The sequence below is a fragment of the Streptomyces sp. NPDC002537 genome (assembly GCF_053594975.1).
Genome location: NZ_JBSFWT010000001.1, coordinates 175754 through 191710, shown reverse-complemented (window position 1 = coordinate 191710; position 15957 = coordinate 175754). Strand labels below are relative to the sequence as shown.

General features: G+C 72.2%; 10 protein-coding genes. 4 read left to right on the top strand and 6 right to left on the bottom strand.

Features of this window, described 5'->3' with window-relative positions; genetic code table 11:
- Position 1: 1 nt before the first annotated feature.
- A complete protein-coding gene (locus ACWD4A_RS00540) occupies positions 2 to 6976 on the bottom strand; it encodes an SDR family NAD(P)-dependent oxidoreductase (protein WP_451187474.1) in 6975 nt (2324 codons plus the stop codon).
- Between the two features lie 447 nt (positions 6977 to 7423).
- Between ACWD4A_RS00540 and ACWD4A_RS00535 the strand changes: the two genes are divergently transcribed.
- Genes ACWD4A_RS00535 through ACWD4A_RS00520 form a run of 4 tightly spaced genes read left to right on the top strand, consistent with a single transcriptional unit; the run spans position 7424 to position 11707 of the window.
- Entirely contained in the window at positions 7424 to 8566 is a 1143-nt protein-coding gene (locus ACWD4A_RS00535) for an amidase domain-containing protein (RefSeq protein WP_451187471.1), read from the top strand.
- Positions 8566 to 9828 carry a hypothetical protein gene (locus tag ACWD4A_RS00530; RefSeq protein WP_451187468.1) on the top strand — a complete coding sequence of 421 codons (1263 nt, stop codon included), beginning with the start codon at positions 8566 to 8568 and terminating at the stop codon, positions 9826 to 9828. Before ACWD4A_RS00535 ends, ACWD4A_RS00530 begins: the two co-directional genes overlap by 1 nt.
- Positions 9829 to 9868: 40 nt before the next feature.
- Positions 9869 to 10765, top strand: a complete 897-nt coding sequence (locus ACWD4A_RS00525) for an esterase/lipase family protein (protein ID WP_451187465.1) — start codon at positions 9869 to 9871, stop codon at positions 10763 to 10765.
- A gap of 54 nt (positions 10766 to 10819) precedes the next feature.
- Positions 10820 to 11707 (top strand): esterase/lipase family protein, encoded by an 888-nt coding sequence (locus ACWD4A_RS00520; protein ID WP_451187462.1) that lies wholly within the window; start codon positions 10820 to 10822, stop codon positions 11705 to 11707.
- Positions 11708 to 11845: 138 nt separating this feature from the next.
- Here ACWD4A_RS00520 and ACWD4A_RS00515 read toward each other — a convergent pair whose 3' ends face one another.
- The 5 genes from ACWD4A_RS00515 to ACWD4A_RS00495 form a co-directional block, all read right to left on the bottom strand.
- Positions 11846 to 12811 carry a pirin family protein gene (locus ACWD4A_RS00515; protein ID WP_451187459.1) on the bottom strand — a complete coding sequence of 322 codons (966 nt, stop codon included), beginning with the start codon at positions 12809 to 12811 and terminating at the stop codon, positions 11846 to 11848.
- Positions 12812 to 12908: 97 nt separating this feature from the next.
- The gene (locus tag ACWD4A_RS00510; RefSeq protein WP_451187456.1) at positions 12909 to 13598 is read right to left on the bottom strand and encodes a phosphatase PAP2 family protein; all 690 of its coding nucleotides are present in this window, start codon (positions 13596 to 13598) and stop codon (positions 12909 to 12911) included.
- Between the two features lie 96 nt (positions 13599 to 13694).
- Entirely contained in the window at positions 13695 to 14633 is a 939-nt protein-coding gene (locus tag ACWD4A_RS00505) for a M56 family metallopeptidase (protein ID WP_451187453.1), read from the bottom strand.
- Positions 14634 to 14791: 158 nt separating this feature from the next.
- Positions 14792 to 15373, bottom strand: a complete 582-nt coding sequence (locus tag ACWD4A_RS00500) for a DUF5134 domain-containing protein (RefSeq protein WP_451187450.1) — start codon at positions 15371 to 15373, stop codon at positions 14792 to 14794.
- Positions 15374 to 15526: 153 nt separating this feature from the next.
- Entirely contained in the window at positions 15527 to 15919 is a 393-nt protein-coding gene (locus ACWD4A_RS00495) for a VOC family protein (RefSeq protein ID WP_451187447.1), read from the bottom strand.
- Between the last annotated feature and the right edge of the window lie 38 nt (positions 15920 to 15957).

Genomic DNA, 15957 nt, shown 5'->3' with positions numbered 1-15957 from the left:
CTCACCGGCCCGTTGCGGTGTAGACCACGGCGTCGGCCGACTCCCCGCCCCAGGCGAGCTCGCGCAGCAGGCACAGCGCCCCCTCCTCGGGGTCGATGAGTCCGACGCCGCGCCGCGCGTACTCCCGGGCGAGCTCGGGGGTCACCATGCCCGCGTGCTCCCCGTCCGGCGCCCAGGGCCCCCAATGCACCGTCAGCGTGCGGGACGTGGACTTCTCCGCCCACCGGCTGCCGATGGACTGCAGGGCGTCGTTGGCGGCCGCGTAGTCCGCCTGGCCGCGGTTGCCGAGAACGGCCGCGACGCTGCCGAAGAACACGACGAACCGGGAAGTTCGCGGCAGCTCGTCCAGCGCCGCCAGCAGGGTGCGCGCGCCGTCGACCTTGGTGTCGTAGACCCGGCGGAAGGACTCCGGGTCCTTGTCGGCCAGGACCCGGTCCTCGATGATCCCGGCCGCGTACACCACGCCGTCCAGCCGGCCGTGTTCGGCGTGGACGTCCGCCACCAGGCGTCGCACCGCCTCGGGGTCCCGGACGTCCACCGTGTGGTAGCGCACCGGACTGCCCAGATCCCGCAGCGAGTTGAGGGTGTTGCGGACCTCCCGCCGGGCGAGGATCTTCGAGACGGCCCGTTCGATGTCGGCCGGGGAGCGTTCTCCCCGGTCGGCCAAGGCGGCCCGCAGTGCGGCCCGGTCCGGCGCGTCTTCGAGGTCCTCGGGGGCGTTGTCCGGCAGTTCGGTCCGGCCGGCCAGTTCGATCCGGCAGCGGGAGGCCGCCGCCAGCGTCGCGGCGACCTGGGCGGAGATGCCCCGGGCCCCGCCGATCAGCAGCACCACCGAGTCCCGGTGCAGGCCGATGGCGGCCGCCTCGGCCGTACCGTCCCCGGCCGGGCCCGCGCCGCGGTCGCCCAGGGCGCCGAGGCCGGCGGCCGCGGTTTCGAGGCCGTACCGGACGCCGTCCGGCGACCGCAGCACCACTGGGGCCGGCTCCTCGGCCGTCAACTCGCCCACCAGCGCGGCCGCCATCTCGGCGGCTGTCAGCTGTGAGGCCAGCTCGACGAACCGGGCGAGGGTGTCCGGGTACTCCCGTGCGACGGTCCGGAACATGCCCCGCAGCCCGTCCGCCCGTCCGCCCGTCCCGGCGTGGATGTCCGCGCCGGCGGCGGGCGCGGCCGCGAGCAGCCAGCGCGGCCCGCACCGCAGTGCGGCCTGGAACACCGGGAAGGACTCGGGCAGCAGCGGCCCGCCGCCGTCCTGCGACAGCGCCTCCAGGTGGAACACCCCGTCCAGCGGGCCGTCCGCGTCCGTGAGCACGTGGTCCGACGGCAGGGTGACCGCCTCCGCGCCGCGGGCGCCCAGCAGGGCGGCCAGCGCGTCCGGCACCGGCCCGGCACCGCCCAGCAGGGCGAACCGTGTCCCCTCCAGTACCGCGAAGTCCCCGTCGGGGGAAGGGAGGCGGACGCTGCGCAGCACCAGCCTGTCGGGCGCCTCGCCGGTGACGGCCGGACCGGGGTCCTCCGCAGGGGCGGGGGTCTGCTGCGCGGGAACCGTTCCCCCACCGGGCAGCCGCTCCTCCAGCAGTTCGGCGATACCGGACGCTGTACGGGCCTTCGAGACCGCTTCCAGCTCCGTGTCGTCGAGCCGGGGCAGCTCGGTCCCGCCGGTGCCGAAGCCCAGCCGTGCGGCCAGCTCGCCGACGATCTCGACCCGCTTGATCGAGTCGATGCTCAGGTCGGCCTCCAGGTCGAGACCGGGCTCGATCATGTCAAGGGGATAGCCGGTGCGTTCGCTGATGATGTCCAGGACAGTCGCCAGCACGTCCGCCGGTGCCGTGGGTGCCGCCGCCGGGGACAGCACGGGAACGGCAGCGGGAGCGGGCTCCGGCACGGCCGGCGGGAGCACGCCCGGCCGGAGCGCGCCTGGTGGGAGCGCAGCCAGCACCGGCGCAGGCACCGGCGCGACCGGCGGCACACCCGCTCCCGCCGTCCCGCCGAGATACGTCAGCAGCACGTCGCGCTGTGCCGCGACCAATTCCCGGCTGGTGCGCAGGAATTCATGGACCATCCGGTCACGGTCGTCCGCCGTGTCGCCGTCCTGGGCCCGGATCACTGTCATCTCCTCCATCGGTATGCGTCGGGCGGGTACGAGCGAGCCGGGCAGCAGGCCGCCGTCCCGGGTGCGTGTCAGCTGCCCGTTGACGGTCCAGCCGGGTGCCGCGGGGCAGGTCCCGGGGACGGCTTCGACGCTGTCGCGCCCGTGGTGCGTCCAGCCGGTACGGACGGGGACGCCGGCGACGGCGAGCCGGGCGAGCAGGCTCAGGAAGCCGCGCAGTCCGGGGCCTTCGGGCCCCTCGCACCCCGCCGCGGTGTGCGGACGGTCGCCGAGGATCCGGCCCACCAGGCCCGTCAGCACCGAACCCGGCCCGGCCTCCACGAAGACCCGGACGCCGGCCTCGTACATCCGCTCGATCTGCTGCACGAAGCGCACGGGGGAACCGATCTGGGCCGCCAACTCGGCTCGTATCCCGTCCGGTTGGCCGGGATGGACGGCGGCCGTCCGGTTCGCCCACACCGGTATCTCCGGTGCGGCCACGTGCCGGGCGGCGAGAACCTCGGCGAACCGCTCGCCGGCCGGGGCCACCAGGGGGCTGTGGAAGGCGCACGCCACCGGCACGGTCTTGGCGCCCAGGCCCCGCTCGCGCAGTCGGCGCACCGCCGCCCCGACCTCCTCGACGGGACCGGAAATCACGGTCTGCCGCGGCGCGTTGTGGTTCGCGACCACCACCCGGTCGGCCAGCCCGGCCGCCCGCAGTTCCTCGGCGACGTCCTGGTGCCCGGCCGCCACGGCGGCCATGGTCCCCGGTTCCGCGCCGGCGGCGGCCAGGATCGCCTCCGCGCGCGCCGCGCTCAGCTCCAGCAGCGTCTCCGGGTCGAACGCCCCGGCCGCGCACAGCGCGACCAGTTCGCCGTAGCTGTGCCCGGCCACCGTCGCGGGCCGGACGCCGGCCCGGCCCAGCAGCTCGGACACGGCCAGCCCCATGATGCCCAGCGCGGGCTGGGCGGTCCTGGTGTCGGTGACCCGGGCGCGCCGTGCCTCCTCGGCGGCGGGGTCGAAGGCGGTCGGCGGGAAGATGACGTCCACCCACTCGTGGCCGGTCCGCAGATACCGCTGGACCTCCGGGAAGGCGATGAACAACTCGGCGAGCATGTCCGGCCGTTGACTGCCCTGGCCGGGGAAGAGGAACGCCACCTCGCCGCCCGGCCCGTCCGATCCGTCCGGCCCCTCCGCCGTCGCGCCGAAGATCCCCGCCCGGGGGTCATGCTCGCCCTCCCGGGCCCGTCCCAGCAGTCCGGGCAGCTCGTCCAGGTCACGGGCCACGACCGCCGTCCAGGCCGGTTTCCCGGACGCGTCCGCGCGCCGGGCGGCGCTCAGCGCCAGGTCGCGCAGCCGCCAGGAACGGCCCTGCCGGTCGTTCTCCGCGACCAGCTCCAGCAGCCGGCCGATCTCCCGGGCGGCCTCCGCCCGGTCGGTGCCGTGGAAGACGAACAGCTCCGCCGGCCAGGCGTCGAGCCCGTGCCGGGGCGGAGGCCCCGCCTCGTGCCCGCGCAGCACCACGTGGAAATTGGTGCCGCCGAAGCCGAACGCGCTGACCCCGGCGACCCGTTCACCGGGCGCGGCCGCCCACGGGCGGGCGACGGTGTGGAAGGCGAACGGGCTGCTCTCGGCCTCCCAGGCCTCATTGGGCCGGGTCAGCTGTGCCGTGGGCGGCCTGACCCCGGTGTGCAGGGCCAGGGCCGTCTTGATCAGGCCGGCCAGTCCGGCCGCGCATTTGGTGTGCCCGATCTGGGACTTCACCGAGCCGAGCGCGCATCCGCCCGGCGCCGCCCCGGCCTCGGTGAACACCTCGGTGAGCGTGGTGAGTTCGGTGCGGTCGCCGACCACCGTCCCGGTGCCGTGCGCCTCCATCAGGCCCACCTCGGCCGGCGAGATCCCGGCGTGGCGGTAGGCCCGTTCCAGCGCCGCCCGCTGACCCTCCGGGCGGGGTGCCGTCAGTCCCAGGGACCTGCCGTCGCTCGAACTGCCGACGCCCTTGACGACCGCGTAGACGCGGTCGCCGTCCCGCTCCGCGTCCGCCAGCCGCTTGAGGACGACGCAGGCGACGCCCTCGCCGAGCGCGATACCGTCCGCCGCGCTGTCGAAGGTGCGGGAGCGGCCGGTCGGGGACAGCGCGTGCACCGAGGAGAACAGCAGATAATCGTTGATCCCGTTGTGCAGGTCCGCGCCCCCGCACAGGACGAGGTCGCTGGTGCCGGCGGACAGTTCCTTGCACGCCACGTCCACCGCGGCCAGCGAGGAGGCGCAGGCCGCGTCCACGGTGAAGTTCGCGCCGCCGAGGTCGAGCCGGTTGGCGATCCGCCCGGCGATGACGTTGGCCAGCATGCCCGGGAACGAGTCCTCGGTCAGCCGCGGGAGTTGCTCGTCCAGTCCGGGCGGCAGTTCCCCCATGTAGGCGGGGAGCACCGTGCGCACGGTGGTGGCGTTCGACAGGTCGCTGCCCGCCTCGGCCCCGAACACGACCGAGGCCCTGGAGCGGTCGAAGGGGCGCTCCTCGTAGCCGGCGTCGCGCAGCGCCCGCCGCGCGGCCTCCAGCGCGAGCAGTTGCACCGGCTCGATGCTGCCGAGCGAGGACGGCGGGATGCCGTAGCGCAGCGGGTCGAAGGGGATGTCCGGCAGGAAGCCGCCCCACTTCGACTCCGTGCGGGCGCCGTCCGCATCGGGCGCGTAGTGCAGCTCCGGGTCCCAGCGTTCCGGTGGCACTTCGCCGACCGCGTCGGTGCCCGCGACCACGTTCGCCCAGTAGGCGGCCAGGTCCGGCGCGCCGGGGAACATGCAGGCCATGCCGACCACGGCGATGTCGAGCGGGGCCGGGACGCGCTCCGGGGCGTCCTGCCGGAACCCCTCGCGCAGCCGCCGGGCACGCGCGGCGAAGAAGCCGGCGGCCTCCGCACTGACAGCGGCGTGCAGTTCGGGGACGGTGGTGACCGCGGACCGCAGCACGGCCACCTGACCGGCCATGAACATGCCCTCGGTCAGCTGCCGGGGCTCGTCCACCTCCGTGAGCGACTCGCCGGTCCGCTCCACACCCTTGCTGGCGATCCTCAGCCGCCCGACGTTGAGCTGTTCCAGCCGCTCCCAAGCCCGCCGCTCCGGGACGCCCCGCTCCCGCAACTCCTCCTTGGTGCCGCGGAATTCATCCGTGAACGGGCTGCTCACGCAGCGCGTGGCGTGTCCGGGTGCGGTCTCCAGCAGCTCGGTCCGCCGCGCCTCCAGGACCTGCCGCTGGAACGACGGCCGTACGGCACCCCGGTCCACCGCCTCCTCGGTGAACAGATACGCGGTGCCCATGAGCAGTCCGACGGCCACCCCGCGGGCGGTCAGCGGCGCGGCGAGCGCGGCCACCATCGCGGCCGACCGCTTGTCGTGCACGCCGCCGGCGAAGAACACCCGCAGCTCCGCGGGGTCCGCGCCCTCGGCGGTGTCCAGGAACTCCTCCAGTACATCGGCCTGCGCCTCCCACAGCGCGAAGCTGCTCCGCGGTCCGACGTGGCCGCCGCACTCCGAGCCCTCGAAGACGAACTTGCGCGCGCCCGCGTCCAGGAACTGCCGGAGCAGTCCGGGCGAGGGCACGTGAAGGAAGGCGTCTATGCCTGCCGCCTCCAGCTCGGCCGCCTGCGCGGGCCGGCCGCCCGCGATGACGGCGCAGGAGGGCCGGATCTCCCGGACGAGCTCCAGCTGCGCCGTCTTGATCTGCACCGGTGCGAAGCCGAGGATGCCCACGCCCCAGGGGCGTCCGCCCAGTTCGTCGCGGGTCTGCTCCAGCAGGGTCCGGGTCTCCACCGGCCCGGCGAGAGCCAGCGCGAGGAACGGCAGCCCGCCGTGGCCGGCGACGGCGGCGGCGAACCCGGCCCGGTCGCTGACCCTGGTCATGGGCCCTTGGGCGACGGGCAGCGCAGTGCCCAGCGCGCGGCTCATCGGGGAGCCGCGGAGCAGCGCGTCCGCGGCGTCGTCGTCGCGCACGGCCTCCCGGACGGCGGCGGTGACACCGCGGACGGCCGTGCCCACATCGCCCCAGCGCCGCGCGAACGAGGAGGCCAGGAAGCCGTCCTGGCCCACGGGGAGCAGCCGGGCCCGGGGATCGTCCGCGCCCAGCAGCCGGGCGACTTCGCCGGGCTCGTCCGGCAGGGGCGGTGCGTCCGGTCCACGGCGGCGCAGCACCCGGTGGCCGGCGGCCACCACGGTCTCCGAGCCGTCCATGGCCCGGACGGCAGCCGCCACCTCCTCCGGGACGCCGGACTCGTCGAGCAGCGCCAGCTGGGTGTCCAGGACGACCCCTGCCGCACCGCCGACGACGGCGGCCGCGGCGGTGCGCGGCCCGATGCCCCCGCAGGCCCAGACCGGCAGGCCGAGTTCCGGGTCCGCCACCAGCTGCTGGAGGAGGACGAAGGTGCTCAGCTCGCCGACCCGTCCGCCGGCCTCGTTCCCCCGGGCGACGAGACCGTGCGCCCCGGCGCGCGCGGCCGCCAGGGCCTCCTCATGGCCGGTGACCTCGACCAGGACGCGGTGCCGGCCGGCGGCGAGGTCGCCCGGGGTCAACCCGGCGTCCGCGCCGAGCAGTACGGTGTGCACGCCCCCGCCGGCCACCAGGTCGTCCGGCCCGAGCGGGCACCCCGCCCCGACGCGCACCCCGAAGGGGCCCGGCACCCATTGCCGCACCAGCTGGAGGGCCTCGCGGGCCGCGCGGCGCCGGCCCCTTCCGAGGTCGAGCACGCCCAGACCGCCGGCGCGGCAGACCGCCGCCACCAGGCGCGGATCGGGTTCGCCGAACGGGCTGACGCCCAGGATTGTTTCTGTGGACACGGGAACTCCGGGAGGCAAGAGGGTCGTTCGGAAGCACCGGGAATGCGCGGGGGCCTCGGGCATCCGAGGCCGGAGGAATACCGCGATCGGTGTCGGTGAGGTGGGACGGGACAAGAGGCGCGCGACCTCGAAGGCCGTCGGAAACGCGGCCCGACTTCCCCGGTGGGCCTGGCTGGATCATTGCACGGCGGGGCGCGAAGGGAATACCCCGTTCAGTATTGTCCCGTGAATGGTGTGCATCACATCAATGGTCGGACCGATACCGGTTGCGGGCTTCCCGCAAGGGAATTGCGGGAAGCCCGCAGCGGGTGCGGAATTACCGCAGAAATAGTCCGTACCAATTGCGGCGGCGGGTTCAACTCCATTGGAAACATTGGCTGTTGGCGACTCGCGGGACCGGAGCTGAATTCCGTGCGGAAAATTTCCCTCGCCACGGGGTTGTCATTCTGAATCCGTGTGCGAGGATTCCTGCTACCCGGCTCGAAAGGGCCGGATGGAGAATGGAGTCCTGTGAAATCATTGACGCTGAGAACCGCCGCCGGGGTGGTCGCCTCCATGGCGGTGTCGGCCGCGTTGGTGCCGACATCCCCCGCGGGGGCCGCGGCCCGGCCCGGGGGCATGGACAGGGCGACGGCCGAATCCTTCGGCCGTATCGCGGGTGTCGTGCTCACCGACCGTACGGCGGCGATCGTCGACGGGAAGGCGCAGGGGCACACCACCCCGCCGCCCACGAAGAAGGTGCACCTTTCCTCCGCGATGGCGCGTTCGGAGAAGTCCGTCGTGGCCTCGCTGCATGAACGCAAGAAGAAGCTCAAGGCCCTGGGCGAGGCGTACTCCGCCGGCGACACCCGGGTCGCGGTGGACCGGACCGGCGTCGACGGCAAGAAGGCCACGATGCGGGTGACCGAGACCACGCGGCTGACCTACCGGAAGATCCGCGGTGACGAGCCGGACGACACCGGCTTCCAGGCCCACCACGAGCTGAGCTTCGCCGTCGCCGGGAACGGGGCATGGGAGTTGACCGGCATCAGGGCTCTGGACGAGATGCCGCAGATCAACGCACCCGCACCGGTGGCGCCCAAGGCGAAGGCCGCCGCAGCGGGTGCGGGTGACACACCGAACGCGCCCGAGGCGAGTGTCTGGCCCTTCCCCAAGCGGCTGCCGAAGGACACGACGACCGGCCTCGACTACAAGGCGATGGCTGAATACGCCGAGAAGTACTGGAAGAACTACAACCCGGCCTACCGGGCGTATCCGCTGGGGACCGGCGGCGACTGTACGAACTTCGTCAGCCAGGCGCTGAAGGCGGGCGGCTGGAAGCACGCTCCTGGCAAGGCCGGTGACTACACGAAGTGGTGGTACGGGTCCGACACCCAGTCGGATTCCTGGACCGGCGTCAACGAGTGGTCCTGGTTCGCGCAGAACTCGAAGCGGGTGAAGCCGCTGAAGTATGCCTACCAGATGGAGGTCGGGGACGTCCTCCAGGCGGACTTCGACCGCGACGGGTCCAAGGACCACACCATGCTGGTGACTTACCGCGACCGCCTTGGCACTCCCTATCTGACGTACCACTCCTTCGACACCTACCGGCGGTCGATGCTGAGCCTCTCGGTGATGCTGCCGCTCACCAAGTGGTACGCCTACCGGACCTGATGCGTACGGCGCGCGGTGCGGTGGTCCTGGTGACCGGGACCGCCCTCATGCTCGGGCTGCTGTCGGGCTGCGGCTCCGGTGGGCACGAAGCCGGGGAGAAGGCAGTGCCCTCTCCCTCCGCCCGTTCCTCGTCCGCCCCGCCGCCCCCCACCCCGTCCGCGTCGGAGACGACGAAACCGGAGGAGAAGTGGGACGGAAAGGTACGGATTCTGGGAGACGGTTCGACCTCCTACACCGGCCCGCAGCCGCTCCGGCCCAAGCCGGTGAAGCTCAAACCGGGCGAGAAACCACCGCAGTTCGTGGTGTTCTCCTGGGACGGCGCCCTCCAGGGCGACGACGAGCAGTTCTCGCACTTCCGCGAGGTCGCCAGGGAGAACAACGCGCAGATGACGTTCTTCCTCACCGGGACCTATCTGCTGCCCAAGTCGAAGGCGTCGATGTACCGGCCGCCGCAGCACAAACGCGGCGACATGGCGATCTCGTACGCGACCGACCAGCACATCAGGGACACCCTGGAACAACTGCGCGGCGCCTGGCTGGAGGGCAATGAGATAGGCACGCACTTCAACGGGCACTTCTGCGGTGCCAAAGGCGGCGGCGACTGGAGCGTCGCCGAGTGGAAGAGCGAGATCGAGCAGTCCTACTCCTTCGTCGAGAACTGGAAGACCAACACCGGATACACGGACCTGCCCCCGCTGCCCTTCGACTACCGCAAGGAGCTGGCCGGCGGCCGGGCTCCCTGCCTGGAGGGCCAGAAGAACCTGCTGAAGGCCGCCAAGTCACTCGGCTGGCGCTACGACGCCAGTTCACCGGGCGACTTCCAGATCTGGCCGTCAAAACACGACGGCATCTGGAACTTCCCACTGCAGCTCGTCCCTTACCCCGGGACCGAACAGCAGGTCCTCTCCATGGACTTCAACTTCCTCTACAACCAGTCCGGTGACAGTACCCGGGGCGACCCGGCCAAGTACGAGCAGTGGCGCAAGCTGACCAGGGACAGCTATCTCAACGGCTTCGAGCGCGCCTACAACGGCAGTCGCGCGCCGCTGTTCATCGGCAACCACTTCGAGGACTGGAACGGCGGCATCTACATGAAGGCCGTCGAGGACGTGGTGAAGTCGGTGTGCACACGTGACGGCGTGCGCTGCGTGACCTTCAAACAGCTCGCCGACTGGCTGGACGTCCAGGATCCCCGCGTCCTGGCGAAGATGCGCCAATTGGACCCGGCGCAGTCCCCGGACTGGAAGTCCCTGGTCAAGTAACTCCCCACCCCTGCCCACCCCCACCCTGTGAGGCACTCCCATGTCCCCGCACAAGAGATCCGTCCCCGCCCTCGCCTGCGCCGCCTCGGCGCTGGCCCTGGCCATCACGGCAGTCGCCGCCTCTGCGTCCGCCGCCCCGGCCGTCGCGAAGACCGGACCGGCCGGCAAGACCGTCACCAGCGGCTGGAACAACTGGTCCTGCAAGCCGTCCGCCGCCCACCCCAACCCCGTCGTCCTCCTCCACGGCACCTGGGCCAACCAGTTGGACACCTGGTTCGTCCTGGCTCCGGAACTGGCCGCCAAGGGCTATTGCGTCTACTCCCTCGACTACGGCAAGCTGCCCTACATGCCGGGGCTCAACGGCCAGGGGCCGCTGGTCAAGTCGGCCGGAGAGGTGTCCGCCTTCGTGGACAAGGTCCTCAAGTCCACGGGCACGAAGAAGGTGGACATCGTCGGCCACTCCCAGGGCGGCGGCCCCCTGCCCCGCTACTACATGGAGTTCATGAACGGCGCCTCCAAGGTCGACAAGCTCATCGGCCTGGCCCCGGACAACCACGGCGCGACCGCCTCCGGGCTGGGCACCCTCGCGCGCAAGGTTCCCGGCGTGAGCAAGGTGCTGTCCCTCTCCCTCCCCGGCCTGGAGGACCAGATCGTCGGCTCCGAGTTCATGAAGAAGCTGAACTCCAGGCCCGACACCGTGCCGGGGGTGAAATACACGGTCATCTCGACCAAGTACGACGAGATAGCCACGCCCTACAAGTCGCAGCAGCTCTCGGGCCCGAACGTGCGCAACGTCGTGGTCCAGGACCTGTGCAAGCTCGACTTCTCCGAGCACATCGCGCTGGGCCTGGTCGACCGCATCGCCTTCCACGAGGTGAAGAACGCGCTCGACCCGGCGCACGCGACCCCCACCACCTGCAAGTCCGCCGTCAGCTGACCCGTCGGCCGGCACGAAGTAGGTTCTGTCACTCCCCACTTGCGAGGTAGCTCCATGTCCGTACCCAGAAGAACGCTCCGCGTCCTCGCCGGTGCCGTCTCGGCGCTGGCTCTGGCCCTGTCCTTCGGATCGCCCTCCGCATCGGCGGCCACGGCCGGCACGACGGCGGAGAAGACCGTCACCAGCGGCTGGAACAACTGGTCCTGCAAGCCGTCCGCCGCCCACCCCAACCCCGTCGTCCTGGCACACGGCACCTTCGCCAACTCCTGGGACAACTGGCTCGTGCTGGCCCCGTACCTGGTCAAGCGCGGCTACTGCGTCTACTCGCTCGACTACGGGCAGAAGGCCGGGGTGCCGCTCGTCAACGGCCTCGGACCGATCACCGAGTCGGCCGGACAACTGTCGGCGTTCGTGGACAAGGTCCGGCAGTCGACCGGCGCGGAGAAGGTGGACCTGGTCGGCCACTCCCAGGGCGGCGGCGCCCTGCCGCGCTACTACCTCAAGTTCCTTGGCGGCGCCGCCAAGGTCGACAAGCTCGTGGGCATCGCCCCGTCCAACCACGGCACCACCGCCTCGGGACTGTCCCGCCTCATCGACATCGTCCCGGGCGCCCGCAAGGTCGTCTCCCTCGCGATGCCGGGCGTGGAGGACCAGTTGGTGGGGTCGGAGTTCATGAAGAAGCTCAACGCCGGCGGCGACACCGTGCCCGGAGTGAAGTACACGGTCCTCGCGACCAAGTACGACGAGGTGGTCACCCCGTACAAGACCCAGTTCCTGTCCGGCCCGGACGTCCGTAACGTCGTCCTCCAGGACCTGTGCAAGTGGGACATCTCCGAGCACGCCGCGATCGGCACGATCGACACGATCGCCTTCCACGAGGTGGCCAACACGCTCGACCCGGCGCACGCGACCCCCACCACCTGCGCCTCTGCCGTCAGCTGACCCGCCGCCCCCCATACCGGCCCGGCCGCCTCCCCCCGGCGGCCGGGCCCCTGCCCTGTTGCCGGATTCGATCGTCGGGTCCGGTGTGGGACAAGTGCTGATGCACCATCAGTAAAGTCGGCAGAGTGTTCGCCCAGGTCAGCGCGCCCTTCCCCGGGGTTTCAGCGGTACCGGCGGCAATTCGGGAGCGGACAGCCGGGGGCCGTCGTAGCCGTGGACCTCGCCGAAGCGGGAGCCGGTCATCCACTCCTCACGTGCCTCGGCGATCTCCTCGCCCGAACGACCCACGAAATTCCACCACATGACAATGCGCTCCTCGAACGGCTCGCCGCCGAGCAGCATGAAGGCGCTGTCCACGTCGGCGCGAAGCGGGAGTTCGGAGCGGCCGCAGCCCAGGTAGAGCAGGGAACCCGGTGCGAGGCGCACCCCGTCCACCTCCGCTTCGCCGGACATGGTCAGTGCCGCGTACTCGAAATCGGGCCGGACGGGGAGGCGCGCGGAGGCCCCTGCGGCCAGGGAGATGTCCGCGCCCATGAGCGGGCTGAACGCGGTGGCGGGGGAGGACGCGCCGTCCAGCTCGCCCATGATGACGGTGGCACGCAGGCCGCCGCCCGTCACCAGCGGCAGCTCGGCGTGATGCTCCCACGCCGGGGCGGTGTGCCGGTGGGCGTCCGGCAGCGCCACCCACAGCTGGGCACCGTGCAGCAGGGGCGCGTGCTCAAGGGGTGACTCCTCCGAGTGCGCGATGGCGCGCCCCGACGTCATCAGCCCCAACTGCCCCGGCCGCAGCGTCTGGAGGCTGCCGAGGCTGTCCCGGTGCAGCACCTCGCCGTCATGGAGCCAGCTGACGGTCTGCAGGCCCATGTGCGGGTGCGGGGGCACCTGCATCCCCGGCTCGTCGGCGATGTCGTCCGGCCCGTAGTGGTCGACAAAGCACCAAGCGCCCACCATGCGTCTCCCGAGGCTGGGCAGCAGGCGTCGAACGACGGTGCTCTCGCCGAGGGGGACCGTCTTCGAGGGCAGCAGCTCCCGCACCGGCTGTGCCATGACATCGGTACGGCCACCGCATACGGCGGGTGCGGGCCGGAGATCGAGATTGCTCATGAGAGCACTGTGCCACCCGCCGCCGTCACGCGGCAGGCCTGTGGATAACCGACTGGGCCGCCTGGACGCAAGCGTCGAGCATGAGTCCAGCACGTCTTCAGCGGGCGCGCTCCCGCACCACCTTGTCGTACACCCACGCCGATCCGGCCACCAGCGCCCCGCCCAGCAGCCAGCCGGCCACCACGTCGGACAGCCAGTGCACACCGAGGTACAGCCGGGTGAAGCCCACCCCGACCACGGACACCGCGCTCACCGCCAGCGCGGCACGGACCACGCCTGCCCGTACGCGGTGCAGCCACAGCAGCCACACCAGCAGCCCGCACGTGACGGTGGCGGTCAGGGCGTGGCCCGAGGGGAACGCCTGGTAGGACGCGGTGGCCACCGGGTCGGGCCAGGTCGGGCGGTCCCGCCCGACAGCCGCCTTGATGCCCTGCTGCAGGGCCGTGCCCAGCACGGACACCCCCGCGATCCAGGCCACGAGCACCCACTCCCGGCGGCGCAGGAGCCAGACGGCGGCCACGGCGAGGGCCGCGCGCATGGTCCACGGATCCCACAACCGGCCGGACAGCCAGCGGACGAACCGCGTCCAGCCCCGGTGCCCGACCGCCGTCGGATGCAGCCCGTCGGCGACACGATGGTCGAGCGATATCAGCGGCCCCCACGAACAGGCGACCAGGATCAGGAGCGCGATGAACAGGACGCCGAGAGCGACCCCCGCACCCATCCGGACGGAGCGCTCGAGGCGGGGCGGAACGGCGGGCGCGTCGGGGCGCGTCGGAACGTGCATGGCCGGATCCTTGCGGACGACCTCCCCGCAGCGCCACCCCGTATGCCCCGTGACACCGGCCTCCCGGCCTCCCGCATGGCAAGGGCCGATACCGCGCTATCCCAGCGCGCTCAGCCCGGGGACGAACGCCACCAGCAGCGGCACCGCCGGAACCAGAGCGGCGACGGCCGTCAGCCGTAGCCGTCGCGCCGCCGTCAGACGGGGCGCGGGCGCCAGCAGCCGGTGCACTCGGCCCGGAACCTGGGAAAGCTGCGCCGGACAGGGGCCGAAGACGCCTCGGTCCTCGTTCAGTTCGACCAGGGCCAGCGCGGTCGTCAGCCGGCCGAACCGCCGGGAGGCCGCGTCGTCCGCCGCCAGCTCGACCAGATGGTGCACCTGATCGCGGAACGCCGCGAACACCGGCACTTGGGGGAAACCGGTCGCCAGCGCGGACGAGCAGTGCAGCAGCCAGTCGTGCCGCGCCCGGGCGTGCCCCTGTTCATGGGCGAGCACCGCGTCCAACTGGGAGTCCGAGAGCCGGCGCAGCGCGCCCGTGGTGATGACCAGCTGAGCCGCCGTGCCACCGCGCAGCCACCAGGCGTCCGGCCGCTCGCCCTCCAGCACCACCAGCCGGTCCGTGCCCGGGGCCTCGCCGGGCAACTGCGGGGCGCGGACGAGGAGATCGGCACGGTGCTGCTGGCGGCGGGCGCGTGCGACACGGACCTCGCGCGTCAGCATGGCCGCGGTCCACACCGCGCCGAAGGCCAGCGCCACGGCCAGCGGAGCGGCCCACGGCCGGTACGAGGCGAGGGCGTAGGCCTCCATCACCCCGCTCGGCGCCGGCGCGAAGACATGGCCGCGCACGGCCTCCCAGGCCGCCGCCGCGCTGAGGGACATGGCGAGGACACAGCACAGCAACACGGCTCCCACCGCGCACTGCCACACCCACAGGGCCACGACGGGCTCGCGGTCGGGCCAGTCGGCACGGGTCAGCACACGCGGCGCCATTGCAGCGACCAGTCCGCCGAGGACCAGCAGCGCGAGCGGGACCATCATGGCCGCAGCCTATGAGCGCGGGACGGTGCGCGGGTACGGTCCCGCGTGCGAAGTGACGCATCCCACGGTCATGCCCACAGCCGGTTCGACGGCCGCCGGGAAGATCCCGGTCGGCCTCGGAGAGCAGGCCTCGGAGAGCAGGCCTCGGAGAGTCGGCCTCAGAGAGTGAGCAGCATCGCCAGCATGCCGATGCCCATCGACAGCCGACAGGCGTTGGTGAGGTTGGGCCGCCCCGGCCAGGCGGCCTCACCGGCCGTGACGGCGACCGCCGGAACGAGCGCGGCCACTGTCCGCACGACGTACACCGCGAAGTACAGCAGCAGCAAGCCCGTCAGCAGGGGCGTCCCCGCGGGAACGTGCTCACCGCCCGTGTGCCCCGTTCCGGTGTGCCCGGCATGGCTGTTCACAGAGGAGCCCGCCATGGCCAGCGCCATGTAGACCATGGCGAACGCGCCGACCGCGTGGTGCAGATGTGGCCCTTCCGCCCGTCCGCGCGCCACCAGCAGCGAGCGCAGCCCCGCCGCCCCGAAGACGACCGCGAACAGTGGGGCGCCCCAGGGTCGCGTGTCCAGGACGGCGGTCGGCAGCGCCATCACCGCCATGCCCAGCCCCATCAGAGCGTCGCCGCCCGTGGCCGGGGTGTCCGCCGTGCCGCTCGCCCGTATCCGCACGAGGCAGTACGCGCCGGTGGCGGCGCACAGTGCCACCAACAGCCAGTCGACGAGCGGTGGTCCGTGCACGGCACACCTCCCCGGACGCGCAGATCTACCCCCGGAGGATTCCCGTTCCAGTTGCATCACACGGGAGCGCACGGGCGCAGAAGGGGAGCGTTTCGGGGCGTGGAGTGCGCCCGCGCATGCGCGGTGGCATGGGGGGCGCACCCCAGAGGGCCGTTAAACGCTCGGGCGGTATCGGATCGGGTGATTCTCGGGCACTTCCACCACCGCGATCCGCACGCCGTCCGGGTCGGCGATCCACATCTCGACCAGTCCCCACGGCTTGGTCTCGGGAGGGTCCAGCACCTCGACGCCCTGGCGGAGGAACTCCTCGTGGGCCGCGGCCGCGTCCGCGACCTGGAACCACAGCTCGAGGCCGGGGCCCGGTGGCGCGTCGGCACGGCCCGAGACCTCCAGGAAGCCACCGCCCAGGAAGTAGACGGTGCCCCGCTCCGGTCCGGTCCCGAATTCCCGGTAGACCGCCAGGCCCAGGGCGCGGCCGTAGAAGTCCCGGGACCGTTCCGGGTCGGTGGGCCGAAGTAGCACTCTGCTGCTCAGTACATGCACCATGACCGCGACTGTACGCAGAGCTGATCGGGTTAGTGTTC